At 71.7% G+C, this 26,194-nt stretch carries 27 protein-coding genes and 1 tRNA gene; 19 read left to right on the top strand and 9 right to left on the bottom strand.

Going from position 1 to position 26,194, the window contains the following annotated elements; translation table 11 throughout:
• Window positions 1–10: 10 nt before the first annotated feature.
• Window positions 11–478, bottom strand: coding sequence for a DUF4442 domain-containing protein (locus tag HF577_RS10610; protein WP_312859061.1), 468 nt, complete (start codon window positions 476–478; stop codon window positions 11–13).
• 231 nt (window positions 479–709) lie between these two features.
• Between HF577_RS10610 and HF577_RS10605 the strand changes: the two genes are divergently transcribed.
• The 4 genes from HF577_RS10605 (at window position 710) to HF577_RS10590 (ending at window position 4,390) form a co-directional block, all read left to right on the top strand.
• The gene (locus HF577_RS10605; protein WP_169395603.1) at window positions 710–1,738 is read left to right on the top strand and encodes an NAD(P)-dependent alcohol dehydrogenase; all 1,029 of its coding nucleotides are present in this window, start codon (window positions 710–712) and stop codon (window positions 1,736–1,738) included.
• Between the two features lie 45 nt (window positions 1,739–1,783).
• Window positions 1,784–2,848, top strand: a complete 1,065-nt coding sequence (locus tag HF577_RS10600; protein WP_169395602.1) for an amidohydrolase family protein — start codon at window positions 1,784–1,786, stop codon at window positions 2,846–2,848.
• Window positions 2,848–3,567, top strand: coding sequence for an iron-sulfur cluster assembly protein (locus HF577_RS10595; protein ID WP_169395601.1), 720 nt, complete (start codon window positions 2,848–2,850; stop codon window positions 3,565–3,567). Before HF577_RS10600 ends, HF577_RS10595 begins: the two co-directional genes overlap by 1 nt.
• A 127-nt stretch (window positions 3,568–3,694) precedes the next feature.
• On the top strand, window positions 3,695–4,390 hold the full coding sequence (locus tag HF577_RS10590; RefSeq protein WP_169395600.1) for a haloacid dehalogenase type II: 696 nt from the start codon (window positions 3,695–3,697) through the stop codon (window positions 4,388–4,390).
• Window positions 4,391–4,407: 17 nt separating this feature from the next.
• Here HF577_RS10590 and HF577_RS10585 read toward each other — a convergent pair whose 3' ends face one another.
• Both HF577_RS10585 and HF577_RS10580 read right to left on the bottom strand, forming a co-directional pair.
• Window positions 4,408–5,124, bottom strand: a complete 717-nt coding sequence (locus tag HF577_RS10585) for a methyltransferase domain-containing protein (protein ID WP_169395599.1) — start codon at window positions 5,122–5,124, stop codon at window positions 4,408–4,410.
• 31 nt (window positions 5,125–5,155) lie between these two features.
• Window positions 5,156–6,274, bottom strand: a complete 1,119-nt coding sequence (locus HF577_RS10580) for a 5-methyltetrahydropteroyltriglutamate--homocysteine S-methyltransferase (protein WP_169395598.1) — start codon at window positions 6,272–6,274, stop codon at window positions 5,156–5,158.
• Window positions 6,275–6,367: 93 nt separating this feature from the next.
• Between HF577_RS10580 and HF577_RS10575 the strand changes: the two genes are divergently transcribed.
• The gene (locus tag HF577_RS10575; protein WP_169395597.1) at window positions 6,368–7,201 is read left to right on the top strand and encodes an LLM class F420-dependent oxidoreductase; all 834 of its coding nucleotides are present in this window, start codon (window positions 6,368–6,370) and stop codon (window positions 7,199–7,201) included.
• Between the two features lie 3 nt (window positions 7,202–7,204).
• Here the strand turns inward: HF577_RS10575 and HF577_RS10570 are convergent, their stop codons facing one another.
• A complete protein-coding gene (locus HF577_RS10570; protein WP_169395596.1) occupies window positions 7,205–7,975 on the bottom strand; it encodes an IclR family transcriptional regulator in 771 nt (256 codons plus the stop codon).
• Between the two features lie 62 nt (window positions 7,976–8,037).
• Between HF577_RS10570 and HF577_RS10565 the strand changes: the two genes are divergently transcribed.
• A complete protein-coding gene (locus tag HF577_RS10565) occupies window positions 8,038–8,280 on the top strand; it encodes a DUF2630 family protein (RefSeq protein ID WP_169395595.1) in 243 nt (80 codons plus the stop codon).
• Window positions 8,281–8,330: 50 nt separating this feature from the next.
• Entirely contained in the window at window positions 8,331–8,996 is a 666-nt protein-coding gene (locus HF577_RS10560; RefSeq protein WP_211174064.1) for a nucleoside/nucleotide kinase family protein, read from the top strand.
• A gap of 3 nt (window positions 8,997–8,999) precedes the next feature.
• Here HF577_RS10560 and HF577_RS10555 read toward each other — a convergent pair.
• A tRNA-Leu gene (locus HF577_RS10555) sits at window positions 9,000–9,082 on the bottom strand.
• Window positions 9,083–9,216: 134 nt separating this feature from the next.
• On the opposite strand from HF577_RS10555, the gene HF577_RS10550 reads away from it, so the two are divergent.
• The 10 genes from HF577_RS10550 (at window position 9,217) to HF577_RS10505 (ending at window position 20,287) form a co-directional block, all read left to right on the top strand.
• Window positions 9,217–10,497, top strand: coding sequence for a DUF3662 and FHA domain-containing protein (locus HF577_RS10550; RefSeq protein ID WP_281359724.1), 1,281 nt, complete (start codon window positions 9,217–9,219; stop codon window positions 10,495–10,497).
• A 57-nt stretch (window positions 10,498–10,554) separates the two neighbouring features.
• The gene (locus HF577_RS10545) at window positions 10,555–11,010 is read left to right on the top strand and encodes an FHA domain-containing protein FhaB/FipA (protein ID WP_169395592.1); all 456 of its coding nucleotides are present in this window, start codon (window positions 10,555–10,557) and stop codon (window positions 11,008–11,010) included.
• Between the two features lie 91 nt (window positions 11,011–11,101).
• On the top strand, window positions 11,102–12,454 hold the full coding sequence (locus HF577_RS10540; RefSeq protein WP_169395591.1) for a PP2C family protein-serine/threonine phosphatase: 1,353 nt from the start codon (window positions 11,102–11,104) through the stop codon (window positions 12,452–12,454).
• Window positions 12,454–13,893, top strand: coding sequence for an FtsW/RodA/SpoVE family cell cycle protein (locus HF577_RS10535; protein WP_169395590.1), 1,440 nt, complete (start codon window positions 12,454–12,456; stop codon window positions 13,891–13,893). Before HF577_RS10540 ends, HF577_RS10535 begins: the two co-directional genes overlap by 1 nt.
• Complete coding sequence (locus tag HF577_RS10530; RefSeq protein ID WP_169395589.1) at window positions 13,890–15,362, top strand: peptidoglycan D,D-transpeptidase FtsI family protein; 1,473 nt, start codon at window positions 13,890–13,892, stop codon at window positions 15,360–15,362. The genes HF577_RS10535 and HF577_RS10530 overlap by 4 nt, the downstream gene beginning before the upstream one ends.
• A gap of 52 nt (window positions 15,363–15,414) precedes the next feature.
• Complete coding sequence (locus HF577_RS10525) at window positions 15,415–16,704, top strand: serine/threonine-protein kinase (protein ID WP_312859060.1); 1,290 nt, start codon at window positions 15,415–15,417, stop codon at window positions 16,702–16,704.
• A 109-nt stretch (window positions 16,705–16,813) separates the two neighbouring features.
• Window positions 16,814–18,748: a Stk1 family PASTA domain-containing Ser/Thr kinase gene (gene pknB / locus HF577_RS10520; protein WP_169395588.1), complete on the top strand. Its 1,935-nt coding sequence runs from the start codon at window positions 16,814–16,816 to the stop codon at window positions 18,746–18,748.
• Between the two features lie 37 nt (window positions 18,749–18,785).
• Window positions 18,786–19,421 (top strand): aminodeoxychorismate/anthranilate synthase component II, encoded by a 636-nt coding sequence (locus tag HF577_RS10515; RefSeq protein ID WP_169395587.1) that lies wholly within the window; start codon window positions 18,786–18,788, stop codon window positions 19,419–19,421.
• 94 nt (window positions 19,422–19,515) lie between these two features.
• On the top strand, window positions 19,516–19,779 hold the full coding sequence (crgA, locus tag HF577_RS10510) for a cell division protein CrgA (RefSeq protein ID WP_169395586.1): 264 nt from the start codon (window positions 19,516–19,518) through the stop codon (window positions 19,777–19,779).
• A gap of 73 nt (window positions 19,780–19,852) precedes the next feature.
• Window positions 19,853–20,287 (top strand): PH domain-containing protein, encoded by a 435-nt coding sequence (locus tag HF577_RS10505; RefSeq protein WP_169395585.1) that lies wholly within the window; start codon window positions 19,853–19,855, stop codon window positions 20,285–20,287.
• 296 nt (window positions 20,288–20,583) lie between these two features.
• On the opposite strand, the gene HF577_RS38130 is transcribed toward HF577_RS10505, so the two are convergent.
• The 3 genes from HF577_RS38130 to HF577_RS10490 all read right to left on the bottom strand — a co-directional run bounded on the left by HF577_RS38130 (window position 20,584) and on the right by HF577_RS10490 (window position 23,183).
• Complete coding sequence (locus tag HF577_RS38130; RefSeq protein ID WP_312859059.1) at window positions 20,584–21,210, bottom strand: rhomboid family intramembrane serine protease; 627 nt, start codon at window positions 21,208–21,210, stop codon at window positions 20,584–20,586.
• Between the two features lie 265 nt (window positions 21,211–21,475).
• A complete protein-coding gene (locus tag HF577_RS10495; RefSeq protein ID WP_169395583.1) occupies window positions 21,476–22,009 on the bottom strand; it encodes a peptidylprolyl isomerase in 534 nt (177 codons plus the stop codon).
• Between the two features lie 31 nt (window positions 22,010–22,040).
• Complete coding sequence (locus tag HF577_RS10490) at window positions 22,041–23,183, bottom strand: alpha/beta hydrolase family protein (protein WP_169395582.1); 1,143 nt, start codon at window positions 23,181–23,183, stop codon at window positions 22,041–22,043.
• Window positions 23,184–23,427: 244 nt separating this feature from the next.
• On the opposite strand from HF577_RS10490, the gene HF577_RS10485 reads away from it, so the two are divergent.
• On the top strand, window positions 23,428–23,988 hold the full coding sequence (locus tag HF577_RS10485) for a hypothetical protein (protein ID WP_169395581.1): 561 nt from the start codon (window positions 23,428–23,430) through the stop codon (window positions 23,986–23,988).
• Window positions 23,989–24,052: 64 nt separating this feature from the next.
• Here the strand turns inward: HF577_RS10485 and HF577_RS10480 are convergent, their stop codons facing one another.
• Window positions 24,053–24,544, bottom strand: a complete 492-nt coding sequence (locus tag HF577_RS10480; protein WP_169395580.1) for a GNAT family N-acetyltransferase — start codon at window positions 24,542–24,544, stop codon at window positions 24,053–24,055.
• 133 nt (window positions 24,545–24,677) lie between these two features.
• Here HF577_RS10480 and HF577_RS10475 point away from each other — a divergent pair, with 133 nt between their 5' ends.
• Window positions 24,678–26,183, top strand: coding sequence for a glycosyltransferase family 39 protein (locus HF577_RS10475; RefSeq protein ID WP_211174063.1), 1,506 nt, complete (start codon window positions 24,678–24,680; stop codon window positions 26,181–26,183).
• Window positions 26,184–26,194 lie beyond the last annotated feature (11 nt).

Genomic DNA, 26,194 nt, shown 5'->3' with positions numbered 1-26,194 from the left:
CCGTGGTGGTTCAGTCCGTCGCATCCCGGCGGTTCGGGCGCAGCGTCCAGACCACCGACATCCGGGTGGTCTCGACGCCGTCCTCGCCCGTGACCACGACGGTGACCGCGAACTCCGGGCGAGCCCCCGCGTCGAGGTCGGCGAGCACATCGGCCGCCGGCCGGTCGAGCACGGCGGTGGCGGTGAGCGGGCCGCGGGCGAGCCGCAGGTAGCGGATCTCGCTGCTGACGACCAACGGTGTCGCGCGCTCAAGCGCGGCCCCGAAGGCGGCCATGGAGACGGCACCGGATGCCGTCTCCCCGAGCCCGAAGATCATCGCGGCGTGCGGGCCGCCCACGTGGTTGCGCAGCTCGGCGGTGTCCGGCAGCCGGGCCACCGCACGCTCGGGTGTGACCTCCTCGAACTCCACGCCCACCGTGCGCACCCACGGGACCAGCTGCCCCATCAGTGCGCCGACCCCGCTCGTGTCCGTCGTCACAGCGGGGATGTTACTCGTCGGTAGCACCAACCGACAGGTTCGGGGCGACCCGGCGCGCCGGGGCGCGGGCCTCGTCGCCGCCCCAGGTCAGCCGGTCGGACCGCAGGTCGACGCGGTCGATCGTGTCCGTTTTATCGCTCCGTGGAATAGGCGTGGTTGTGACCGCTACGGCCCGGGATTGGGATCGGGATGCGGGTTGGAATCGAGACGACATCCCACGGAGGTATGCCGGTGAAGGCCGTCCGGGTGCACGAGTACCACGTCGATCCCACGATCGACGACATACCGGAACCCAAGCTCGCTGGGCCGCTCGACGTGATCGTGAAGATCGGTGGCGCCGGCGTCTGCCGCACCGACCTGCACATCCTCGAAGGGCAGTGGGCCGAGGCGATGGGCCCCGAACTGCCCTACGTCATCGGCCACGAGAACGCCGGCTGGGTGCAGGAGGTGGGCGAGGGCGTCACCAACGTCGCGGTCGGTGACACCGTGATCCTGCATCCGCAGCCCTCGTGCGGGCTCTGCCTGGCCTGCCGCGCGGGCCGCGACATGCAGTGCGAGAACGCGTTCTTCCCGGGGCTGTCGAACAACGACGGCGGCATGGCCGAGTACCTGCGCACCACCGCCAGGGCGTGCGTGAAGCTCAACCCCGACACCAACCCCGCCGACGTCGCCGCGCTCGCCGACGCCGGCATCACCGCCTACCACGCCGTGCGCAAGGCCGTCCCGCTGCTCTACCCGGGCACGACGGCCGTGGTGCAGGGCGCAGGCGGCCTCGGGCACATCGGCATCCAGGCGCTGGCCGCACTCACCGCCACCCGCATCGTCGTGGTCGACCGCAACCCCGACGCGCTGGCGCTGGCCAAGCAGATCGGTGCCGACGAGACCGTGCTGGCCGACGGCAACCACGTGGAGGCCGTGAAGGACCTGACGGGCGGCAACGGCGCGAACGTCGTGTTCGACTTCGTCGCCGAGCAGGGCGCGGAGAACGACGCGTGGCAGATGACCGCGCCCGCCGGTTCGGATTTCATCATCGGGTACGGCGGAGAACTGCGAATTCCGACGCTCGACTTCGTCGGCGGCGAGAAGAACGTCATCGGCAACATCGTCGGCACGTACAACGACCTCGCCGAACTGATGGTCCTGGCCCAGGCCGGGAAGGTCACCCTGCACACCAAGCAGTACCCCCTCGACGCGGCGCTCGACGCCCTCCACGATCTCGACGCCGGCCGGGTCCGCGGCCGCGCGATTCTCGTTCCGTAGCAACTCGACACAACAGCTGGTCCGCACCGACGCGAAAGGCCCACCATGTACGAGAAGGACGGCGAGAAGTACTTCATCGTTGATTCGCACATCCACTACTGGGACGCCAGCCGGGAGAACTGGAAGCCGGGAGCCGAGGAGTACGCGAAGGGCTGGATCGACTGCTTCTACGGCTACCACCAGCTCGGCCCGCCCGAGACCCACTGGGACTACGAGAAGTACCTGAAGGTCACTCCCGAGGACTTCGAGCGCGACATCTTCACCGAGGGCCACGTCGACCACGCGATCTTCCAGTCGACCTACCTCAAGGAGTGGTACACCACCGGCTTCAACACGGCCGCGAAGAACGCCGAGATGCTCGAGAAGTTCGGCGACCGCCTCATCGTCAACGGCCGGTTCGACCCGCGTGACGGCGAGGCCGGCATGGCCGAGCTCGAGGCCGACGCCGAGAGGTACAACCTCAAGGGCGTGAAGCTCTACACCGCGGAGTGGAACAACGGCTCCCGGGGCTGGAAGCTCACCGACCCCGAGTCCTACCGGTTCCTGGAGAGGTGTCAGGAGCTCGGGATCAAGAACGTCCACGTCCACAAGGGCCCCACGATCTGGCCGCTGAACAAGGACGCGTTCGACGTGGCCGACGTGGACCAGACCGCCACCGACTTCACCGACCTGAACTTCATCGTCGAGCACGTCGGCCTGCCGCGTATCGAGGACTTCTGCTTCATGGCGGTGCAGGAACCCAACGTCTACGCGGGCCTGTCGGTGGTGATCGGCGGACTGATGCACGCGCGGCCGAAGTTCTTCGCCAAGGTCATCGGCGAGCTGATGTTCTGGGTCGGCGAGGACAAGATGCTCTACGGCGGCGACTACAACATCTGGGTGCCGAAGTGGCAGGTCGAGGGGTTCGTCGACTGGCAGATGCCCGACGACGAGGCCTTCACCGACTACGCGAAGCTCACCACCGAGACGAAGAAGAAGATCCTCGGGCTCAACGCCGCGCGGCTCTACGACATCCCGGTTCCCGCTGAGCTGCAGCTCGCGACCACGGCGGGCGAGGACCTGCAGCCGGGCGAGGAGCTCGTCAAGGACGTCGCGGGGGCGCAGGCGTGATGCGGTGCCCACCCGGTTCCGAGCTTCGGGACGCGGTGTGGGCCGCGCTGGGGACGGTGCTCGACCCGGAGCTGGACGAGCCCATCACCGAGCTCGACTTCGTCGAGTCGTGCACCGTCTCCGAGCACGCCGCCACAGGTGCTGCCGAAGTCGTGGCGACCGTCGTCCTGCGGCTGCCCACGTTCTTCTGCGCCCCGAACTTCTCGTTCCTGATGGTCGCCGACGCGTTCGATGCGGTGGCGGCGGTCCCCGGGGTGACACGGGCGGAGGTGACGCTGGCCGACCACCACGCCTCCGCGGAGATCAACGGCGGGGTGGCCGCCCAGGCGGGGTTCGTCGGTTCGTTCGGGGAGGAGGCAGGCGCGGAGCTCGACGAGCTTCGTGAGCAGTTCCTCCGCAAGGCGGCACTCGCCGGCCAGGACCGGGTCGCCCGGCCCTTGGTCGACGCCGGTGCCGGGCCCGACGAGCTCGCGGCGCTGACCCTCGGGTCGGTGCCGCCGTCCCCGGAGCTGAACCGGCTCCGCGAGCGCCGCGCGGCGATCGGGATGGCGCACGGCGACGACGCTCCGCTGCTCGTCCAGGCCGACGGCAGCCGGGTCACGGCCGCCCAGGTGCCCCTGCACCTGCGGCGGGCGCGGCTGCAGCGGATCGGGATCGAGACGAACGGGGAGTACTGCAAGAGCCTGCTGAAGACGAGATATGCGGGAGCCGGGGTGTAGGAGCGCGCCCATTCGGCCAGGGCACCACCCCGAACTTGCAGCAAAGCCACTTTCCGGCAACGAGGTTGCATGAAAGTGGCTTTGCTGCAACGGGGGGTGGGGGTTCGGCGGGGTTAGGGTCGGTTCCGTGGATGTTCGCGCGCTGGTGTTCGACGTTTTCGGCACGGTGGTGGACTGGCGCTCCGGGGTGGCGAGCGAGGTCGCACGGTTGCTCGGCGAGAAGGTGGACGCCGAGGCGTTCGCCGACGAGTGGCGGAGCCGGTACCGCCCGTCCATGGACCGCGTCCGCCGCGGCGAGCTGCCATGGACTCCGCTCGACGCCCTGCACCGTGCCTCCCTCGACGACCTGCTCGGCGACCTCGGTGTGGGGGAGGTGTCCGAGGAGACCCGTACCGAGCTGGTGCTCGCCTGGCACCGGCTGCCGGCGTGGCCCGACTCCGTCGACGGGCTCACGCGGCTGAAGCGCCGCCACATCATCGCCACCCTCTCCAACGGCAACGTGGCGCTGCTGGTGGACATGGCGAAGCACGCAGGCCTGCCGTGGGACACCGTGCTCTCGGCCGAGCTGTTCGGCCACTACAAGCGCGACGGCGAGGTCTACGACGGCGCCGTGCGGCTCCTCGCCCTCCCACCGGAGCGGGTGCTGATGGTCGCCGCCCACGTCGACGACCTCGCCGCGGCCCGGTCCCGGGGTCTGCGCACGGCCTACGTCCACCGACCGCTCGAACGCGGACCGGAGGCACCCCCGCCGCCTGCGACGGATCCGGACGCCGACCTCACCGTCGGGTCCCTGACCGAGCTGGCCGACCGCCTCGGCGGCTGAGCCTCGGCACCTGGACGTCAGGAACGGGCGGTGAGCACGCGGAAGGTGTTGTCGAGGCGGTAGCCGCCGTCGGCCGTCCGGTACTCCGCGAGCCGGGCGAGCACGGCCCGGCGGACGGCGGGTTCCCCCGCACGCGCGGACGCGCGGCGCCCGATCCCGGACGCGAGCAGCGGCCCGAGCACCGCGTCCGCGTCGGGGTAGCGGAAGGGGCAGACGACCTGGTCGAGCACCTCGACCCGCAGGCCCGCCAGCGTGACGAGCTTGCGCAGGCGGCCGGGCTCGGTGAGCGGCGCGGGGCCGGCGGGCGCCTGCCGTGGCGGCAACCACGGGGCGAGTGCCTCCCCGAACGCGCGCACGTCGCACTCCTCCTCCCGCCCCCACACCGTGACGACGACGACCGTCCCCACGCGGGCCGCCGAGCGCAGCACCACGAGCGGGTTGGTGACGTGGGGGAGCAGCTGCACGGCCGCCACGACGTCGAAGGGGCCGGCGGGCGGGTCGTGCGCATCGCCGATGCGGAAGTCGCCTTCGGGCACCGCAGCTGCGGCAGCGGCGACCGCGGAGCGGTCGACGTCCAGGCCGGTGACCACGGCTCCGCGGTCGGCGGCCGCCCTGGCGAAGGCCCCGGCCCCGCAGCCGAGGTCGAGGAGCGTGGTGCCCCTGCCGATCCCGGCCGCCTCGAGCGCCCGCGCGTGCAGGGGCGCGCCCCAGCCGCGCGGACCCTCGTCGGACACGGGCGAAGGCTAGTGCCCGCTCAGGGACCGGTCAGCCCCAGACGTCCTGCGCCACCTCGACGATCAGGCGCAGCTTCGCCACCTGCTCGTCCTGCGTCAGGGAGTTGCCCTCGACCGTGGAGGAGAAGCCGCACTGCGGGGAGAGGCAGAGCTGGTCGAGCGGCACGTACTTGGACGCCTCGTCGATGCGTCGCTTCAGCGTGTCGGCGTCCTCGAGCTCGCCGCGCTTGGTGGTGACGAGCCCGAGCACCACCTGCTTGCCCGGCGGCACGAACCGCAGCGGGGCGAACCCGCCGGAGCGCTCGTCGTCGAACTCGCAGAAGAAGCCGTCGACGTCGAGCTCGCCGAACAGGGCCTCGGCCACGAAGTCGTAGCCGCCCTCAGCCGCCCACGAGGAGCGGAAGTTGCCCCGGCACATGTGGGTGGTGATCTTCATCTCGTCCGGCCGCCCGGCGATGGCCGCGTTGATCTGCCGGATGTAGCGCAGGTGGGCGTGGTCGGCGTCCTCGCCCTTCGCGGCCATCTCGGCGCGCTGTGCCGGGTCGTTCAGGTAGGCCAGGCTCGTGTCGTCGAGCTGCAGGTAGCGGCATCCGAGGTCGGCGAGCGCGCGGACCTCGTCGGCGTAGGCAGCGGACAGGTCGGTCCAGAACTCCTCGACGTCCGGGTAGACGGTCCTGTCGATGGCGGCCGTCCCGCCGCGGTAGTGGACCATGCTCGGCGACGGGATCGTCAGCTTCGGCACGGCCGTGGTGGTGACCGAGGCGAGGTACTTGTAGTGCTCGGCGAAGATCGGGTGCTCCAGGCGCACCTTGTCGTGGATGGCGAGCCCGGCCGAGGTGAAGGCGCCCTCGCCCTCGGCGTTCACCATCCGCACGCGGATCTGCTCGTCGGTCTTGCTGATGCCGCCGAGCTGGTAGATGAAGTCCATGTGCCACGACGTGCGCCGGAACTCGCCGTCGGTGGCCGCCTGGAGGCCGATCTCCTCCTGCAGCGCCACCACGTCGCGGATGGCGGTGTCCTCGGCCTCGCGCAGGCCGTCGGCGTCGAGGCTGCCTGCGGCGAACCGCTCCCGCGCCGCGAGGAGGGCCTGGGGGCGGAGCAGGCTCCCGACGTGATCGGCCCGGAAGGGAGGTTCACTGCGTCGATGCATGGTCAGCAATGTATCGCCAGGGTGGGCGCCGCCGGGGCGTGACCTTCCACATGGTGGAAGCCCGCTTCTCCCCTCTCGTGCGAACCTGACGGGATGGAACACGGCATCGTCACCTTCCTGACCGACTACGGCATCGACGGCCCGGCCCTGGCCAGGGCCGTGGAGGAGCGCGGTCTCGACGGCCTCTTCCTCACCGAGCACACCCACATCCCGACCAGCCGGGAGACGCCGTGGCCGAACGGCCCCGACCTGCCGCGGCACTACTCGCACACCCTCGACCCGTTCGTGGCGCTCGGGGCGATGGCGGCCGTCACCGAGAGGATCACGCTGGGCACGGCCGTCTCGCTGATCCTGCAGCACAACCCCATCGGGCTGGCGAAGGCGGTCGCGAGCGTGGACCACATCGCGGGCGGCCGCGTCGAGCTCGGCGTCGGGCCGGGATGGAACCGCGAGGAGATGGCCAACCACGGCATCGACCCGCGCACCCGCACCGCACGGATGCTGGAGCACATCGCGGCCATGCGGGCGATCTGGGAGAACGACGAGGCCGAGTTCCACGGCAGGTTCGTGGACTTCGACCCGATCTGGTCGTGGCCCAAGCCGGTGCGCGTCCCCCCGGTCCTGATCGGCGGTGAGGGCCCGACCGTGCTCGACCGCGTGCTGTCCCACGGTGACGGCTGGATGCCGCGCCGAGCGGGGCTGGACGAGATCGACGCGCTCGCCGCGCGCATCACCGAGCTGCAGACCCGGGCTGCCGACGCCGGCCGCGGGCACATGCTCGTCACCGTCTTCGGTGTCAGGCCCGATGCGAAGGAGCTCGCGGCCTACGCCGACGCGGGGGTGGACGGCGTGCTGTTCACGCTGCCGGCCGAGGGGCCCGACACGGTCCTGCCCCTTCTCGACGAGTGGGCCGCACTGGTGGCCTGAGCCTCACTCCGGACGCGGGCCGGTGGCGCCCATCCGGGCTGCCGCCTGCCGCACCACGCGTTCGAGCTCCCAGCGCCGGTCGGCGAACTCAGCACGCGTGACGGAGACGCCGAGCGCTCCCGTGACCTCCCCGCCCGGACCACGGACGGGGGCGGCCACGCCGGCCACACCGGGCTGGTACTCCTCCACCTCGACGGCGGCGCCGTCGGACCGGATCCTCATCAGCTCCCGGTCCAGCGCTCTGCGGTCGGCCACCGTGTGCGGGGCGAGCCGGGGCATCCCGGTGCGGGTGATGAGCTCCGCCAGCCGTCCGGGCCGCATGTCGGCCAGCAGTACCTTCCCGGCCGCGATGGCGTGAGGTGCCGTGGGTTCGCCGACGCGCATCGGGTCGGGCCGGGGGTGCTCGGCGCAGTCGTCGACGTACGCCACGACGACGTCGACGTCGCGCAGCACCGCGAGGTAGGCGGCGGCGTCGGCGGCGGTGTGCACCTCGTGGAGGATCGCGCGCACGGACGCGGGCGGGCGCACCTGGTCGGTGAGACCGCGGTGCAGCTCGGCGACGCGGTAGCCGAGTCCGTAGCCGCGCACGTCGTGCAGCCGGACGAGGTAGCCCTCCTCCACGAGCGTGCCCAGAGCCCGGTAGACGGTGGGGAGCGGGGCGCCGAGGCGGCGGGCGATGGCCTTGGCGGTCACCCCGTCGCCCGCGGCGGCGACCGCCTCGACGACCCGGAGCGCGCGGGTGATCGAGGAACCGGTCGTGCGCGCCGGTGCCACGCGCCCCAGTGTCGGGTAGAACGTGCGTCACGCGCACCTCACCGATGGACGGGGACGACCAGATGAACGACGACGAACTGCACCACCGCATCGACGAGCTGGTGGCCGAGGAGCACCGGTTGGAGCGCGCCCACGTCGGCCAGCCGCTGTCGGAGTCCGAGCAGCAGCGCATGGAGCAGCTGGGGGTGCAGCTGGACCGATACTGGGATCTGCTGCGCCAGCGCGACGCGCGCCGCCGCGCCGGCCTGAACCCCGACGAGGCGCAGGAGCGCGCCGGGGACGTGGTCGAGGGCTACCGCCAGTAGACCGCCGGGCGCCCGGGACCACCGCGCGCAGCAACCACGGCGGACATGGGATGCGCCGCAGGCTCCGCTCGGGGAGCATCGACACCGTGCGGATCACTCCGGTCAGCCCCGACCTCCTCGTCGAGGAGATCACCGACCTCGTGGCGGGCCGGGCCGGACGCGTGCGACTCGCGCTCGACGGGCCTCCCCCGTCGGGGCCGGTCGCGCTCGCCGAGCGCGTGGCCGTGCAGCTGCGGGCACTCGGGCGCGCCGTGCTGGTCGTGGCGGCCACGGACTTCCTGCGGCCCGCGTCGGTGCGGCTGGAGTACGGACGTGAGGATCCCGACGAGTTCCTCGAGGGCTGGCTGGACGAGGCCGGCCTGCGCCGGGAGGTGCTCGGGCCGGCCGGACCGGACGGTTCCGGGCGGGTGCTGCCCCGGCTGTGGGACGCGGCGACGGACCGCGCCTACCGGGACGGGTACACGGAGCTACCGGCGGACGGGGTGGTGGTGCTCGCCGGCGCGCTGCTGCTCGGCCGCGGGCTGCCGTTCGACGTGAGCGTGCACCTGCGGATGAGCTCGGCGGCCCTGGCCCGCAGCCTTGCCGACGGTGAGCAGTGGACCCTGCCGGCCTACGACCGCTACGACGTGGAGCGCGATCCGGCGGCAGCAGCCGATCTTCTGGTGCTGGCCGACCACCCGGACCGTCCCGCGATCCGACGGGTGGAAAGGAGGTGATTGTGGGCGAGGAGGGAGTTGAACCCTCACGTCCTTACGGACACACGGACCTGAACCGTGCGCGTCTGCCATTCCGCCACTCGCCCTGGCAGGAGGAAAGTTAGCACGCCCCCCGGAGGGGTCCGATCAGGGGCCCGGGTCGGTGGGCGTGGCACCGCTGGCTAGCACAGATACGATCTGTGCTGCCAGCAACACGCCGATGCGAACGGAGGAAGATCGGTTGGGCCGCGTGGACAGGTTCGAACGCCGTCTCCAGGGACTGGTGGGCGACGCCTTCGCGCGGGTCTTCGGTGGCAGCGTCGTTCCCCAGGAAGTCATGCAAGCGCTGCTCAGGGAAGCCGAGGACCACATCGAGGAGCTCGCGGGAGGGCGCCTGCTGGCGCCCAACCGCTTCACGGTGCTCCTCAGCCCGTCGGATCTCGATCGCATGGCCGGTGATCGGGAGCAGATCGTGAACTCGCTCTCTGCCTCCGTCACCGAACAACTCGCCGACCAGGGATGGGACACCTACGGCGAGGTCGTAGTCTTTCTGGAGCGCTCCGATGCGCTGCACACGGGACAGTTCCGCACCCGCTCGTCCGTGGACCCCGACGCTTCCCGCCGGGACGCCATCCGAGCACGCGACGCAGGAGAAGCACCCATGAGCCAGCAACCGGGCCACCCCGAGGAGAACGGGCAGTACGGCTACGACCGTGGTGCCCCCGGCGGATACGGGCAGCAGACGTACGCCCCGCCCGCCTACGACCAGCGCCAGGGGGGGTACGACCAGGGCGAGCAGCACCCCCAGCAGCCGGGCTACGGCCAGCAGCCGGGCGGCGGCTACCCGCCGCAGGGCGGCCACCCCCAGCAGGGTGGCTACGACCAGGGCTACGGGCAGCAGCCGGGTGGCGGCTACCCGCCGCCGCAGCAGGGTGGCGGCTACGGCGGCCAGCAGCCGGGCGGCGGGTACGAGCAGGGCTACGGCCAGCCCGGCGGTCAGCCCGGTGCGCCCGGCTACCCCCCGCAGCAGGGTGGCGGCTACGAGCAGGGCTACGGCCAGCAGGGCTACGCGCAGCCCGGCTACGGCCAGCCCGGCTATGGCCAGCCCGGCTACGACGCCGGCTACCAGCAGGGCGGCGGCTACCCGCAGCAGCAGCCCTACGAGCAGGGCTACGACGGCGGCTACGACCAGGGCTACGGCCAGCAGGGCGGCGGCTACGGCGGCTACCAGCAGGGCCTGACCGCCTCGCTCAGCCTCGACGACGGCTCCGGTCGAACCTACGACCTCACCCAGGGCAGCCACGTCATCGGTCGCGGCCAGGATTCCTCGTTCCGGTTGCCGGACACCGGCGTGTCGCGACGCCACCTGGAGATCAGCTGGGATGGTCACACCGCCACGCTGACGGATCTTGGTTCCACCAACGGGACCACCGTCAACGGCAACCCTGTGCAGACCTGGCAGCTGAACGACGGCGACGTCATCCGGGTCGGGCACTCGAGCCTCGTCTTCCGCGCCCAGTAGTCGCGCGGACTCGAGTTCGGCCATCACACCTATCGGAGAGAACGGAGTTCGCCGCGAGTGCCGGAGTTGGTGCTGCAGCTGACCAGGGCGGGCTTCCTCGCCCTCCTCTGGCTGTTCGTGCTTGTCGCGCTCCGGGTGGTGCGCTCCGATCTGTACGCCGCGTCCGGCCTTCGGGCCCTGGTCCCCGGCGGGCGGACCACCACCCGGACCGGGCGCGGACGCACGGCCCGTCAGCTGCTCGTTACGCAGGGAGCGCTGGCGGGGACCCGCGTGTCGCTGGACTCCCGGCCGATCCTGATCGGCCGGGCCGACGACTCGACACTGGTGCTCGACGACGACTACGCCTCCACCCGCCACGCACGCATCGCGATGCAGGGAGACGAGTGGTATGTCGAGGATCTCGGGTCGACGAACGGGACATACCTTGATCGGGCTAAGGTCACCGGACCCACCCGGGTTCCCCTGGGAGTCCCTGTCCGCATCGGCAAGACGGTGATCGAGCTCCGGTCATGAGTCGGCGAACGCTGCACGTGCGCACCCCGGTGTCCGACCGGGGGCGGCCTCGCCGGTCGATCTGCCCCGAACGTATTGGCGGAGCGCTGACATGACGCTGGTCCTGCGCTACTCCGCCCGCAGCGACCGCGGGCTCGTCCGGCAGAACAACCAGGACGCGGTCTATGCCGGGCCCCGGTTGCTGGCACTCGCCGACGGGATGGGCGGCCACGCTGCCGGCGAGGTGGCGTCATCGCTCGTGATCTCCGCGCTGGCACCGCTCGACGAGGACGACCCCGGCGACGACCTGCTCGCCGAGCTGCGTGACGCCACCGTCGAGGGCAACGCGGCGATCACGCGCCACGTCGCCGACGCCCCCGACCTCGACGGGATGGGCACCACCCTCACGGCCATCCTGTTCGCGGGCTCCCGGCTGGGCCTGGTGCACATCGGTGACTCGCGGGCCTACCAGCTGCGTGAGGGCGTCTTCAGCCAGATCACGAAGGACGACACGTTCGTCCAGTCGCTGATCGACGAGGGCCGCATCACCGAGGAGGAGGCGCACACGCACCCGCAGCGGTCGCTGCTGCTGCGCGCCATCACCGGCCAGGACGTCGACCCCTCGCTGACCGTGCGCGAGGCCCGCGCGGGCGACCGCTACCTGCTGTGCTCCGACGGGCTGTCCGGCGTGGTGAGCGACGAGACGCTGGCCGACACGCTGCAGTCCTACCGCGACCCCCGGGAGTGCGCCGATCGCATGATCGAGCTCGCGCTGCGCGGGGGCGGCCCGGACAACATCACGTGCATCGTCGCGGACGTCGTCGACATCGAGTTCGGCGAGGACGCCCCCATCATCGGCGGGTCGGTGGGCGACGGCAGCGAGGACGGACCGCCGCCCGACTCCGCGGCGGCCCGCGCGTCCGCCACCACTCTCACGCGCGTGGCCCCGCAGCGGGTGCAGACCGCCACCAAGGCACCTGCGGCCCGCCGGTCCCGCGCGAAGCTCGTCGTCGGCGTGGTCACGGTGCTCGCGGTGCTGGTCGGTGGCGCCGTGCTCGCGCGGATGTGGGTGCTGCAGCAGTACTACGTCGGCGTGGACGCGCAGCTCGTCTCGATCTTCCAAGGGGTGCGCGGGGAGGTGCTCGGCATCCCGCTGCACAAGGTCGCGGAGCGCACCGACATCGCGCTCGACGACCTGCCGGAGACCGAGCGCTCCTCGGTCCGCGCCGGGATCAACACCGAGCAAGGGCTCGCCGGGGCCCGCGTGCTCGTCGAGCGGCTGCGCGACCGGATGCTGGAGCCCTGCCCACCGCCGGCGCCGCCGCCCTCGCCGACACCGCCGCCGCCGCCACCCCCGGCGGCCGGCCAGGGCCAGCCACCCGTCGCGGGCGTCCCGCCCGTCGACACGACACCGCTGCCGACGCCGGCACCCGAACCCGGAACGACCTGCCGGTTGGTGAGCTGATGGCGGCTCCCGACCTGCGCTCCGAGCCGGCACCGGCCGCGCCGGCGCCGCTGCCCACCGGTCGAGGCATCGAGCTCGTGCTCCTGGCGTTCGCCGCCGTGCTGGTGACGGGTGCTCTGGTGCTGGTCGAGGCGAACCAGGAGCAGGAACTCACCCGGGTGCTGCTGTTCGTCGGGCTCGCATACCTGGGGCTGTTCACGGCGGCGCACTTCGCGGTGCGCCGGTTCGCCCCGTACGCCGATCCGCTGATCCTGCCGTGCGTGGCGCTCCTCAACGGGCTGGGCCTGGTGATGATCCACCGGCTGGACCTGGCCGAGATCGACCAGGCGCTCGCGCTGGGCAGGGACGCGCCGACCGAGCTCATCGGCCGACAGGTCGCCTGGACCGCCATCGGCCTCCTCCTGTTCGTCGCCGTGCTGTGGGCCGTCCGCGACCACCGCACGCTCGCCCGCTACGCCTACACGGCGGGGTTCACGGGCATCGCGCTGCTGGCGTTGCCGGGGCTGCTGCCGTCGTCGCTCTCCGAGGTCAACGGCGCGAAGATCTGGATCAGACTCGGGCCGGTCAGCATCCAGCCCGGCGAGTTCGCGAAGATCCTGCTGATCATCTTCTTCGCGGCCTTCCTCGTGCAGAAGCGCGACCTGTTCAGCACCGCGGGCCGCCGGTTCATCGGCATGGAGCTGCCGCGGGCCCGTGACCTCGCCCCGCTGCTGCTGGCGTGGGGCATGTCGGTCGGCGTGCTCGTGCTCGAGAGCGACCTCGGCACCTCGCTGCTGTTCTTCGGCATCCTGCTCGTGCTGCTCTACGTCGCCACCGAGCGCGTGTCGTGGATGCTCATCGGCATCACGTTCTTCCTCGGCGGCTGCGTGCTGGCCTACCACCTGTTCGCCCACGTCCGCGTCCGCGTCCAGATCTGGCTCGACCCCTTCGCCGACTTCAGCGGTAGCGGGTTCCAGATCGGGCAGGCGCTGTTCGGCCTCGGCACCGGAGGCGTCGGCGGCACGGGGCTCGGCGCCGGCCGTCCCGACCTGGTCCCGTTCGCGGAGAGCGACTTCATGCTCTCCTCCCTCGGCGAGGAGCTGGGGCTGATCGGGCTGGCCGCCATCCTCGTGATCTACCTCGTGCTGATCACCCGCGGCCTGCGCAGCGCGCTGGCGGTGCGGGACAGCTTCGGCAAGCTGCTGGCCACCGGCCTGGCGTTCGGCATCGCACTGCAGATCTTCATCGTCGCAGGCGGGGCGTCGAAGCTGATCCCGCTCACCGGCCTCACGCTGCCCTTCCTCTCCTACGGGGGCTCGTCGCTCGTGGCCAACTACGCACTCGTCGCGCTCCTGCTGCGCATCTCCCACGCCGCGCGGGCCCCGCTGCCCCGCCGCCCGGCCGTCCCGCTGCCGCCGATCGCCGAGGCCGGCACCGAACTGGTGGAGCGGCCGCGGTGAACACTCCGGTCCGGCGCGTCGCCATCGCGGTGATGGTGATGATCCTGCTGCTGATGACCAACCTGACCTACGTGCAGGTGGTCAAGGCGAGCGACTACCGCAACGACCCGCGCAACCAGCGGGTGCTGCTCGCCGAGTACTCGCGCAAGCGCGGGCAGATCAGCGCCGACAACCAGATCCTGGCAAGCAGCGTGGAGACCGACGACAGGCTGCGCTACCAGCGGCAGTACTCGGACGGGAAGGTCTACGGCCCCATCACCGGCTACTACTCGGTCATCTACGGTTCCAGTGGCATCGAGCGCGCCGCCGACTCGGTGCTCAACGGAAGCGACGACCGGCTGTTCGGCCGCAGGCTGTCGGATCTCATCACCGGCCGCGACCCCAGCGGGGGCAACGTGGTGCTCACCCTCGACCCCGACGTGCAACAGACCGCCTACGACCAGCTGGAGCGCAAGGGGTACGCCGGCTCGGTCGTGGCGATCCGCCCGCAGACCGGCGAGATCCTCGCGATGGTGTCGACCCCGTCGTTCGACCCCAACCCGCTGGCGAGCCACAACTCCGAGCAGCAGAACTCGGCCTGGAAGGCCGACGAGAGCGCCGATCCTCCGGTCCTGATCAACCGGGCGATCTCCGAGACCTATCCGCCCGGTTCCACGTTCAAGCTCATCGACACCGCCGCGGCGCTCAGCAGCGGGCGCTACACGCCGGACAGCCAGCTCACGGCGGCGCCGCGGATCACGTTGCAGGGGACCAACACCACGTTGGAGAACTTCAACGGCAACGCGTGCGGCACCGCGGCCACGGCGAGCCTGAAGGACGCGCTGCAGCGTTCCTGCAACACCGCCTTCGCCCAGCTGGGCGCCGACCTCGGTGAGCAGGCCATCCGCGACCAGGCCAACAAGTTCGGGATCGGCCAGAGCCTCACGATCCCGATGCCGGTGGCCCCTTCCACGATCGGCGACATCCAGGACACCGCCGCGCTGGAGCAGTCCTCCATCGGCCAGCGGGACGTGGCGCTCACGCCGCTGCAGAACGCGATGATCGTGGCCACGATCGCCAACGGTGGCCAGGTCATGGCTCCGTACCTGGTGAAGGAGATCCAGAGCCAGGAGCTCGACCCCGTCGAGACCACCGAGCCGGATCGTCTCGGCCGCGCCATCGATCCCGCCGTGGCGCAGACCCTGACCCAGCTGATGGTCAACAACGAGAACAGCTACTCGGGCGCGGGGAAGATCACCGGCGTGCAGATCGCGGCCAAGACCGGCACGGCCGAGCACGGCAACGATCCCAAGAACACCCCGCCGCACGTCTGGTACGTCGGGTTCGCCCCGGCCGACAACCCGCAGGTGGCGGTCGCCGTGCTCGTGGAGTCCGGCGGCGACCCGAACGACCTGGCGGCCACGGGCGGCGCGGTCGCGGCCCCGATCGGCCGGGCCGTGATCCGCGCCGCGCTCGGGGGTGGGCAGTGAGGCTGCACGGACACGGCACCGGAGTCACGACGAGCACCAGCGAGGAGCAGCCGTGACGGTTCTCGCCGCGGGGCAGAAGATCGCCGACCGCTACCAGCTGGACCGCCGGATCGCCGTCGGCGGCATGGGCGAGGTCTGGGAGGCGTCCGACACCCGCCTGGGTCGCAGCGTCGCGGTCAAGGTGCTGCGGCCGGAGCTGTCCGACGACCCCGAGTTCCTGCACCGCTTCCGCATCGAGGCCCGCACGGTCGCGTCGCTCGACCACACCGGCATCGCCGCGGTGCACGACTACGGCGAGGACGACGGGCCCGGCGGGCGCCGCACGGCGTACCTGGTGATGGAGCTCGTTCGCGGCGAGCCGCTGTCCACCCTCATCTCGCGGGGGCCCATCGAGACGGACGAGACGCTGCGCCTCCTCGAGGAGGCGGCGTGGGCGCTCCAGGCAGCCCACGAGCGCGGGTTCGTGCACCGGGACGTGAAGCCGGGCAACATCCTCGTCCGCAACGACGGGCTGGTGAAGCTCACCGACTTCGGGATCGCGAAGGCCGCCGACGCCGTCCCGGTCACCCGGTCCGGGATGGTGATGGGCACCGCCCACTACATCGCCCCGGAACAGGCCAGTGGCTCAGAGGCCGGCCCGGCGGGCGACGTCTACTCGCTCGGGATCGTCGGCTACGAGTGCCTGGCCGGGCACCGGCCGTTCCGCGCCGAGAGCGCGGTGGCGGTCGCGATGATGCAGGTGAGGGAGCTCCCACCGCCGTTGCCCGCCACGGTCCCGGTGCGCGCCCGCGAGCTCATCGAGGCGGTGCTCGTCAAGGACCCCACGCTGCGCTACGGCACCGGAGGCGAACTGGCCCTCGCCGTCGCGGCCGTCCGGCGCGGTGAGCCGCTCCCCGAGCCCATCTCGGTGAGTGGCGAGGTGCCCCTCATCACGGCGAGGTCGCCGGTCACGCCGTCGCGGCCCCGGCCGGTCGTCAGCGCCGCCCCGCGGCGTCCCGGTGGGAAGCCCGCCCAGGACCACCGGCCCCGCACCCCGGCCGCCGCGATGCGCCGCGCCACGCCGGAACGGCCCGCACCCGGGCCGTCGGCCCGCACCGAACCGCTGCGGTTGCAGCCCAAGGCCGGGTCCGGACGCACGCTGCTGCTCGTGCTGTTCGTGCTCCTGACGATGGCTGCGGTGCTGGTCGGGGTGTTCCTGGTCCGCAGTCCACGGTCTGACGGTCGACAATCACCCGATCCGGTTCCGCTGGGGTCGTCGACCGGTACGTTGACGAGCCGGGAGGGCGTCCTGGCCGGACCGGCGGTGGCTGAACACACGCTCGTCTCGAAGATCGTCCGGTGAACCCGGCAAATCGACGGTCCGGCGCTCAGGTGGCCGACACCGCCCCCCACTGGGCGACGGCGCCCGGCATGATGTCCGAATCACTCATGACTCCCAGGAACCGGCAGCGATGACCACCCCCCGACTGTTGTCCGAGCGCTATGAGCTGGGCGAGGTGCTCGGCTACGGCGGCATGTCCGAGGTGCATCGCGGGCTCGACACGCGGCTGGGCCGGGACGTCGCTATCAAGGTGCTCCGCGCGGACCTCGCGCGTGACCCCCAGTTCCAGATGCGCTTCCGTCGAGAGGCGCAGAACGCCGCCGCGCTCAACCACCCGGCCATCGTCGCGGTCTACGACACCGGTGAGGTGGCCGCCGAGTCCGGCACGCTGCCCTACATCGTCATGGAGTACGTCGACGGGCAGACGCTGCGCGAGATCGTCAAGACCACCGGGCCGATGACGCAGCAGCGGGTCATCGAGGTGATGGCGGACGTCTGCGCCGCCCTCGACTTCAGCCACCGGCACAACATCATCCACCGCGACGTGAAGCCGGCCAACATCATGATCAACCGCGCCGGCGCGGTGAAGGTGATGGACTTCGGCATCGCCCGCGCGCTCGGCGAGGGCCAGAACGTCACCCAGACCGCCGCCGTGATCGGCACGGCGCAGTACCTGTCGCCCGAGCAGGCGCGCGGCGAGGCGGTCGACGCCCGCAGCGACGTCTACGCGGCGGGATGCGTGCTGTTCGAACTGCTCACCGGCGACCCGCCGTTCACCGGCGACACGCCCGTGGCCGTGGCCTACCAGCACGTGCGGGAGGACCCGCGACGCCCGTCGGACGTCAACCCGAGCATCCCCGCCGCGCTCGACGCCGTGGTGCTCAAGGCACTGTCCAAGAACCCGCTCAACCGCTACCAGTCGGCCGCCGAGATGCGGTCGGACCTGGTGCGGGTGCGCAGCGGGCAGAGCCCGCTGGCCCCGCTCGTGATGAGCGAGGACGAGCGCACGGCGATGCTCGCCCCGGGTCCGTCCACCGGCCCCACCCGCCGGCTCAACGGCGGCCGGCACAACGCGGCGCCCGCGCCGGTGGCCGACTACGGCGACTACTACGACGAGGAGCCGCGCCGAAACACCGCGCGCACCGTCGGCATCGTCGCAGCGGTACTCGTCGTGCTCGCTGTCGTCGGGTTCGGGGTCTACCAGTTCATGCGACCGCCACCAGCGCCCGCGCAGGTGGCGGTCCCAGGTGTCGTGGGGCAGACCCAGGCGGACGCCACCAACCAGATCGCGGCCGCGGGCCTGCGGTTGGGCACGGTCCAGGAGGTCCCGTCCCAGGTGGCCCAGATCGGTCAGGTCATCTCCAGCGATCCGCCGGTGGGCAGCCAGGTCGCCGAGCGCTCCTCCGTGAACCTCTCGGTGGGCAAGGGGCCGGAGACGGCCACGGTGCCCGCCCTCACGGGCAAGACGGTGGCCGAGGCCACCGACCTGCTCGCGAAGCAGGGACTCAAGATCGGCGCGCAGACCACCAAGGAGACCTCGAACGCCGACAGCGTCGGGAAGATCATCTCCTCCACGCCGGGGCCGGGCGAGTCGGCTCCGGGCGGGAGCGAGGTCGCCGTGGTCATCGGTGCCGAGCAGACCACCATTCAGATTCCCGACGTGTCGGGGCGCGACGCCGACGACGCGGAGCAGGCCCTCACCCAGGCCGGTTTCCGGGTGCAGACCCAGGACGTCGACGGCGGTGGCGACGAGGGCTCGGTGGTGGGCACCAACCCGCAGGCAGGCAGCAGGGTGGCGCGTGGCTCGCAGGTCACCCTGCAGGTGTCGCGCGGCAACGAGGTCGAGGTGCCCAACGTGGTCGGGGAGTCCGTCTCGGACGCGCAGCGCGACCTCCAGCAGGCCGGCTTCCGGAACCTCAGCCTGGCGACCGCCGACGTCAACAGCCAGGACCAGGACGGCAAGATCATCAAGCAGTCCGTCCCCGCCGGTTCCACGGCCGATCCGAACGACGAGATCACCATCACGCGCGGTCGCTTCTCCGAAGGTGTCTTCGGCAACAACTGACACGACGCCCGTCCGGATTCTCGGGGACACTGGGTGGATGCGCGTGCTGGTGATCGACAACTACGACAGCTTCGTCTACAACCTGGTGCAGTACCTGGCCCAGCTCGGCGCCGACAGTACGGTTCGGCGCAACGACGAGGTCGACCTCGACGAGCTCGACGACGTCGACGGCGTGCTGGTCAGCCCGGGCCCCGGCACGCCGGAGCGGGCGGGGTCCAGCATCGAGGTGATCCGGCGCAGCGCCGACCGCGGGCTTCCCCTGCTCGGTGTGTGCCTGGGCCACCAGGCGATCGGCGTGGCGTGGGGCGGGGTCGTCGAGCGCGCGCCGGAACTGCTCCACGGCAAGACATCACTCGTGCACCACGCGGGCGACCCGCTGCTCGCCGGGCTGCCGGATCCGTTCGTCGCCACCCGCTACCACTCGCTGTCGATCCGTCCCGACTCGCTGCCGGCCGCCCTGGAGGTCACCGGGCGCACCGAGAGCGGCGTGATCATGGCCGTTCGCCATCGTGAGCTCCCGGTCGTCGGCGTCCAGTTCCACCCGGAGTCCGTGCTGACCGAGGGCGGCCACCGGCTACTGGCCAACTGGATGGCGGAGGCCGGGCACCCGGCCGCCGAGCCCACGGTGGAGGCGCTCACGGCGGAGACGGCCGCTCTGAGCGCCAGCGCCTGAGCCCCGAGCCGTTGCCGGACCTGCGGGTCCCGGGTCCTACCCGGCGCGCGCTACCGTGGGGCCGACGCACCCCGAACATTCCGCGAGGTCAGACATGCCGAAGTCGAAGGTCCGGAAGAAGGCGGTCTACACACCGCCGTCGAGCGAGCGCCGCACACCGGTGAAGGTGGCCGGGCCGACCCACCCCGTCTACGTCGTGGTGATGCTCGGCCTGATGCTCGTCGGCCTGGTCTGGCTGGTCGTCAACTACCTCGCCGGCGACTCGATCCACTTCATGGTCGCCCTGGGGCCCTGGAACTTCTTCATCGGGTTCGCACTCATCGTAATCGGCCTTCTGATGACCATGCGGTGGCGCTGACCAGCGGAAATACCGGAGTGTAAGCAGTCCCCAGTGTGGACGGATGCTGTGGACAAGTTCACGCTGAGTGATCATGGGTGAGCAGGTCAGGGAGTGGAGCCCGGCGCCCGGTCTGGTGGTCTGCGCCTGGCTGTTCACCGTGGCCGCCGCTGCCTGGTTCGTCGCGCTCACGGCCACGGCTGCCGACCCGGCCGGGCGGCTGCTCGCCGGCGTGGCCGTGGTCGGGGCAGGTATCGCCGCGGCATTCGGCACCAGGGCCCGGCCGCGGCTGCGCGTCGACGCGGACGGCCTGACCGTCACGGGGATGTTCCGCACCCACCACCACCCCTGGCCCCTGGTCCGTGAGGTGCGGGTGCTGCGGATACGCAGGCTGGGGCGGCAGACCTCGCTGCTGGAGGTCGACACCGTCACGACCGACGGCGACGAGCGGCTGATCGTGTTCGGCCGGCTCGACCTCGCCGCCGACCCGGAGGACGTCGCGCCGCAACTCCTCGCACTCCGGCCCTGAGCGGCGGTCCCGTCCCGGGCCCGGCGCATCCCTCACATGTCGCAGACGTGGCACTGCTCGTGAGCCGGAGCCGCCCGGATGAGCGGTCGTGCCGACACCCGAACCTGTTTAGGATCACGGGGAGTCTACGAAGGGAGTCTGCATGGCAGCGAGGACACCGATGCGGGGCACTGACGGCTGCGCCACGGGCTGTGGCTGCAGTACACCCGCCTGATCCATCCCGACGAGCCACGGCGGGGGCACCCTTCCCAGGGTGCCCCCGCCGTCGTCGTTCCAGCCGTCGTGTCGCGGCGCTGCTACCGGAGCGCGGTCACCGCGATCAGGAGCAACAGCACGATCGTCAACCCGACGAGCGCCACGGCCTGCACCGCCGTCCGGTTCCGGACGGGCGCGTAGACCAGCGCGCTGGTGGCCACGGCGCCGATCACCAGTCCACCGAGGTGGCCGAGCAGCGAGATGCCCGGGATGAGCACGCTGATCACGAGGTTGACCGCGATCAACCCGATCACCTGGCCGGCCGGTGCCCGCAGCCTGCGCAGCACGACGGCGAGCCCACCCATCAGCCCGAACACGGCGCCCGACGCACCGGCCACCGCCTGGTTCGGCATCGAGAACAGCATCACCGCAGCAGAGCCACCGAGCAGCGAGATCAGGTACACGGCCAGGAACCGGCCGCGGCCGAGCACGATCTCGAGGTCCCGGCCGAGCACCCACAGCGCGATCATGTTGAACAACAGGTGGATCGGGCCGATGTGCAGGAAGCCCGAGGTGAACAGCCGCCACCACTCGCCGTTCTGCACCAGCACGGGAACGAGTGCCCACTCGTCGAACAGCGGGGCGGCCGCGTTCCCGTTGACGCTGCCCGCCTGCACCACGGTCCAGACAAAGATCGCGGTGTTGAGCCCGATCAGCGTGGGCACCACCCACGGGCGCCCGGTCCTCGGCTCGGCTCCCGCCACCGTCGTGCCGCGCCTGCCGCGACGTGCGGCCTGACCGACGCAGTCGACGCACTGGTAGCCGACCGACGCCTCGCGCAGACACTCGGGACACGCAGGCCGGTCGCACCGCGTGCACGTCAGACCCGTGGCGCGGTCCGGGTGCCGGACGCAGACGGCCGGCGCCCCCGGCGGTGGGCCCCCCGGATGAGGCGGGGGCGACGGCGGACCGTCGGGGTGGCTCACCGCTCGGTCAGTCCGAGATCTCGACGCGCTCGATGACGACCTCGTTGAGCGGCCGGTCGGAGCGGTCGGTGCTGGTGGTGGCGATCGCGTCGACGATCGCCCTGGACTCGGCGTCGGCCACCTCACCGAAGATGGTGTGCTTGCGGTTGAGGTGCGGCGTGGGGCCGACGGTGATGAAGAACTGGGATCCGTTGGTGCCGGGCCCGGCATTGGCCATGGCCAGCAGGTAGGGGCGGTCGAAGCGCAGGTCGGGGTGGAACTCGTCGCCGAACTGGTAGCCGGGGCCACCCCGTCCGGTGCCCGTGGGGTCGCCGCCCTGGATCATGAACCCGCTGATGACCCGGTGGAAGACCGAGCCGTCGTAGAACGGGCCGGAGTCCCCGCCGCTCGCATTGGGCTGCGAGTAGCTCTTCCGGCCGGTCGCGAGCCCGACGAAGTTCTCCACCGTCTTCGGAGCGTGGTCCGGGAAGAGGGTGATGCGGATATCACCCTGGTTCGTCCGCAACGTCGCGGTGTGCTTGGAGTTACCTGGTTCCGTCACGTCTACATGGTGCCAGCCCGCCTCCCGGGCGTCAGCGCAGCACCTCGGCCAGGAACGATGTGACGGCACGTTCGTACGCGGCGGGGTCGGCGTTCCAGGACGCCGTGTGCTCGACGGCAGGCACCTCGAGGTAGCGCATCGGCCAGTCGAGAGCGGGCGCCGCGGCCGCGAGGTCCCGGCTGGGCCCCACCGGGACGGCCGTGTCCCCGGTGCTGTGCACGATCAGGGTGGGCGGCCGGTGTGCGGGCGGCCGCCGCCGCAGGTCGAAGCGGTCGAAGTCGATTCCGATCCGCCTGCTGGTCATCGCCGTCGCGAGCCGGCTGAGGACGGGCGGCAGTCTGCGGTTGCGGGCCTGCTGCCGCAGGGTGGCCCGCCAGTCCACCAGCGGAGCGTCCCAGACGACGGCGGCCACGGCTGCCGCCTCGGGCGAGCGGTCCAGCAGCGCCGCGATGATCGCGCCACCCATGGACCAGCCGAACAGCACGACCCGCCGGGCACCGCGGTCCCGGGCGAAGCGGACGGCCGCCTCGAGATCCGTCCATTCGGTGTCGCCGAGGTGGTAGAAGCCGTCCGGGCTCCTCGGCGCGCCCACGTCGTTGCGGTAGGTCACCACCAGGCCCGGGAGGCCCATCCCGTGCAGGGCGGGCAGGACCCGCAGTGCCTCCCGGCGCGAGCCGCCGCGGCCGTGCACCATCACCACCCAGGTGTCACCGTCCGCCGGGACGAGCCAGGCGGGGCAGGGACCCAGCGGCCCGACGACCTCGACGTCGTCGAAGGGCAGGCCGCGCGCCCCGGGATCGGGGTCGTACGGCCCGGCGTCGAGGACGGCGGAGGTGCCGGGCCGCGGGACCGGGCCGCCCAGCAGCGGACGGACCACCTCGCGCTGCCGCACCGTTGTGACGGGTCCGATCACCGCCAGCCCACCCCCGGTGTCGGGCCGCCCGTCAGGACCGGGCCACCGCAGGCCCCACGTCCCCGGCTGGGAGGTCAACCGCGAGGCCGCCAGCGTGACGGTGGCGTCGTCGGAGGCGAGCACGCGCTCCGGGTACAGCGGGCGCTCGGACGTGTCCAGGAGAAGCGAGGAGTAGAACCAGCCGACTCCGGCAGCACCGGCGCCGATCCCGAGACCCATTCCGAGACCGATCCCGGTTCCGACCCGTACGAGCAACGCCATTCCGGTGATGATGCCGAATCCGGATCGTGATCGTTCACTCGCGTCCCACCGTCAAGGGTTCGGATGTCATCCGTCCTGGTGAACCCGCTCGCTCCGACGGGTTCTCGACCACCGGAAAGAGTGAATCGTGATCACTCCGTGCTGATCGGCACACCCAGTCACCGAAGCCTTCGTTGTCCAAGTTGATCAACGTTGGTCGATCACCGTCGACATCAACGCCACCAGTACGAAGGGAACCCCCCACATGAGCAGTTTCGCCCGGCGCACCATCCGTACGACCGCCGCAGCGGCCGGTATCGCAGCCCTCGGGGTCGGCTTCGCCGGTCACGCCTTCGCGGCCGAGACTCCCGAGCTGCCGGCCGTGCCCGGCGTCGACGGACTCGAGGCGCCGGGCCTGCCGGATGCGGCGTCCCTCCCGGACGTCCTCGGAAGCCTGCCTGCCGCCCCGACCAGCGACCTGGCGGAGCTGCCGGAGGCGTTCACGTTCGAGGCCCCGTCGTTCACCGCCGCCGGTCTGGAGACTCCGGCACTGCCCGACGCGTCGGCGTTCGAGCTGCCGGCGGCCCCCGATGCCGGCCTGCCCGAACTCCCCGCGCTCACCGATGCCGGCCTTCCGGGGCTCCCCGAACTGCCGGCCCTCCCCGAGGCGGGGCTGCCCGAGCTCCCGGCGCTCCCCGCCGACCTGCCCGAGCTCCCGGCGACCCCGAGCCTCGACGCCCTGAGCACCGTCACGGACGCCGCCCCGACCGACCTGGGCGCACCGCAGTTCGACGCTGCGTCGCTCGCCGGCGACATCCTCGCCTGATACGCCCTCACGGTTCGTGCCGCGGCCACCGCTCCTGGTTGCCGCGGCACGGAGCCGGCACCTGTCAGTGCGCCGGCGCGGCGAGCTTGAGACCTCGGTGGGAGTCGACGAACCCCAGCCGTTCGTAGAAGCGGTGCGCGTCGACGCGCGAGCGGTCCGACGTGAGCTGCACCAGCTCGCAGCCACGGCCGCGGCATTCGTCGATCGCCCACTGAACGAAAAGCCGTCCCAGCCCGCGGTCGCGGTACGAGCTGTGCACCCGTACCGCCTCCAGCTGACCCCGCAGCCCCCCACCATGTGAGAGCCCCCGGGTGAACGTGAGCTGCATGGTGCCGACGACCTCGTCCGAGCTCGTCGTCAGGCAGACCAGAAGTTGCTCGTCGGACGCGTCGATCTCGGCGAACGCGGCCTCGTAGGCGCTGAGCTCGGCTGTTTCCCGGCCCCGTCCGAGCGGGTCGTCGGCGAGCAGTGCCACCAGGTGCGGCACGTCGGCGCGGCGGGCGCGACGGACGGAGAACTCCTGGTCACCCGTGGTGAGCACACAGATCACGGTCATACCGCGATCATCGCAAGGCGGCGGTGACCACCACGTTGTTCCACGTGGAACAACGGACTGCGCACCGGTCCGCCGCCGTGAAGTCGACGAGAAAGGGTCAGACGGGGCAAACAGGGCGCGGTACCGTCCACGCGTGATCAGCGCCACGGGTGAGCTCGGCGCTGCGGATCGTGCACCCGGTCGGAAGCCCGTCGCGTGGACCTGGCTCGGCGCGCTCGCCACAGCCGTGACGGTGCTGCTGCTGGCCGTGGCCGGCCGGTACGGCTACCACCGCGACGAGCTGTACTTCATCCGCGCCGGATCCGAGCCCGCCTTCGGTTACGCCGACCAGCCCCCGCTCACCCCGTTGCTCGCACACGCCCTCCACACCCTCTTCCACGGCTCGCTGGTCGGGCTGCGACTCCCGTCCGCGGTGATCGCCGGGTTGGTCGTGCTGCTCACCGGGCTGCTCGCCCGCGAGTTCGGGGCCGGGCGGGGTGCGCAGGTCCTCGCGGCCGCGTGCATGGCGGCCTCGGCGGTGCTGCCCGTGGTGAGCCACATGCTCTCCACCACGTCGATCGACCTGCTGGTGTGGACCGCGATCTCCTGGCTCGTCGTGCGGGCCCTGCGCGATGGTGGCCCGGTGTGGCTCGCCGTCGGGCTCGTCGCCGGCATCGGGCTGCAGAACAAGTTCCTTCCTGCGTTCCTGCTGGGCGCCCTGCTGGTGGGGGTGCTGGTGGCCGGACCGCGCCCGGCACTGCGCTCGCCGTGGCCGTGGCTCGGCGGGCTGCTCGCGCTGGTGCTGTGGGCGCCCAACCTCGTCTGGCAGGCCGCAAACGGGTTCCCGCAGGTGGCGCTCTCCGCTGCCATCGCCGCGGGCGGCTCGGGCACCAGCGAGCCCTGGTACGTGTTCCTCCCGTTCCAGCTGATCCTGGTGAGCCCGGCGCTCGTCCCCGTCTGGGCTCTGGGGTGGTGGCGCCTCGCGCGTGATCCCCGGCTCCGCACGTGGCGCTCCTTCGCCATGGCCTACGTGGTGCTCGCGGTGCTGTTCCTCGTCACCGGCGGCAAGCCGTACTACCTGGCTGGCCTCTACCCCGTGCTGCTCGCCGCCGGGGCGGCGCCGGTGCTGGCCTGGGCGCGCTCCGGGGCGGGGCGGGCGGTAAGCCTGGGCGTGGCACTCGTACTGAGCGCGGTCACGGCGAGCGTCCTCATGCTGCCGCTGGTGCCCGACCACCGGCTCGCCGCGACGCCGATCGTCGACATCAACTACGACGCGGGGGAGACCGTCGGCTGGCCCCGCCTGGCGGCCACCGTCGCCGCCGCCCGCCTCACCGTGCCTGCGTCCGAGCGCGTCGCCGTTCTGACGCGCAACTACGGGCAGGCCGGCGCCGTCGACCGCTATCTGCCCGAGCTCCGTCCGGCCTACAGCGGCCACAACTCCTACTGGACGTGGGGACCGCCCCCCGACGCCACGACCGTGATCGCCGTGGGGTTCGAGGAGGAGCAGCTGCGCAGGTGGTTCGGCCGGGTGGAGCACGCGGGGCGGGTCGACAACGGGGTCGGGCTCGAGAACGACGAGCAGGGCACCCCGGTGTGGGTGGCACGCGACCAGCTGGTGCCGTGGGACCGGCTCTGGCCGCAGCTACGCCACCTCGGCTGAGGCCGGCGACT

It is taken from the genome of Pseudonocardia xinjiangensis, from assembly GCF_012911925.1.
GTDB classification, from domain to species: Bacteria; Actinomycetota; Actinomycetes; order Mycobacteriales; family Pseudonocardiaceae; genus Pseudonocardia; species Pseudonocardia xinjiangensis.
Note: the sequence above shows the minus strand (reverse complement) of the source record. Positions and strands in the feature narration are given on the sequence as shown.

Excerpts from the sequence above, each read along its gene's own strand:
- HF577_RS10600 (WP_169395602.1), top strand. The coding sequence starts at position 1,784 with ATGTACGAGAAGGACGGCGAGAAGTACTTCATCGTTGATTCGCACATC.
- HF577_RS10595 (WP_169395601.1), top strand. The coding sequence starts at position 2,848 with ATGCGGTGCCCACCCGGTTCCGAGCTTCGGGACGCGGTGTGGGCCGCG.
- HF577_RS10580 (WP_169395598.1), bottom strand. The coding sequence starts at position 6,274 with ATGCATCGACGCAGTGAACCTCCCTTCCGGGCCGATCACGTCGGGAGC.
- HF577_RS10575 (WP_169395597.1), top strand. The coding sequence starts at position 6,368 with ATGGAACACGGCATCGTCACCTTCCTGACCGACTACGGCATCGACGGC.
- HF577_RS10565 (WP_169395595.1), top strand. The coding sequence starts at position 8,038 with ATGAACGACGACGAACTGCACCACCGCATCGACGAGCTGGTGGCCGAG.
- HF577_RS10560 (WP_211174064.1), top strand. The coding sequence starts at position 8,331 with ATGCGCCGCAGGCTCCGCTCGGGGAGCATCGACACCGTGCGGATCACT.
- HF577_RS10540 (WP_169395591.1), top strand. The coding sequence starts at position 11,102 with ATGACGCTGGTCCTGCGCTACTCCGCCCGCAGCGACCGCGGGCTCGTC.
- HF577_RS10535 (WP_169395590.1), top strand. The coding sequence starts at position 12,454 with ATGGCGGCTCCCGACCTGCGCTCCGAGCCGGCACCGGCCGCGCCGGCG.
- pknB (WP_169395588.1), top strand. The coding sequence starts at position 16,814 with ATGACCACCCCCCGACTGTTGTCCGAGCGCTATGAGCTGGGCGAGGTG.
- HF577_RS10515 (WP_169395587.1), top strand. The coding sequence starts at position 18,786 with ATGCGCGTGCTGGTGATCGACAACTACGACAGCTTCGTCTACAACCTG.
- crgA (WP_169395586.1), top strand. The coding sequence starts at position 19,516 with ATGCCGAAGTCGAAGGTCCGGAAGAAGGCGGTCTACACACCGCCGTCG.
- HF577_RS10505 (WP_169395585.1), top strand. The coding sequence starts at position 19,853 with ATGGGTGAGCAGGTCAGGGAGTGGAGCCCGGCGCCCGGTCTGGTGGTC.
- HF577_RS10490 (WP_169395582.1), bottom strand. The coding sequence starts at position 23,183 with ATGGCGTTGCTCGTACGGGTCGGAACCGGGATCGGTCTCGGAATGGGT.
- HF577_RS10485 (WP_169395581.1), top strand. The coding sequence starts at position 23,428 with ATGAGCAGTTTCGCCCGGCGCACCATCCGTACGACCGCCGCAGCGGCC.
- HF577_RS10480 (WP_169395580.1), bottom strand. The coding sequence starts at position 24,544 with ATGACCGTGATCTGTGTGCTCACCACGGGTGACCAGGAGTTCTCCGTC.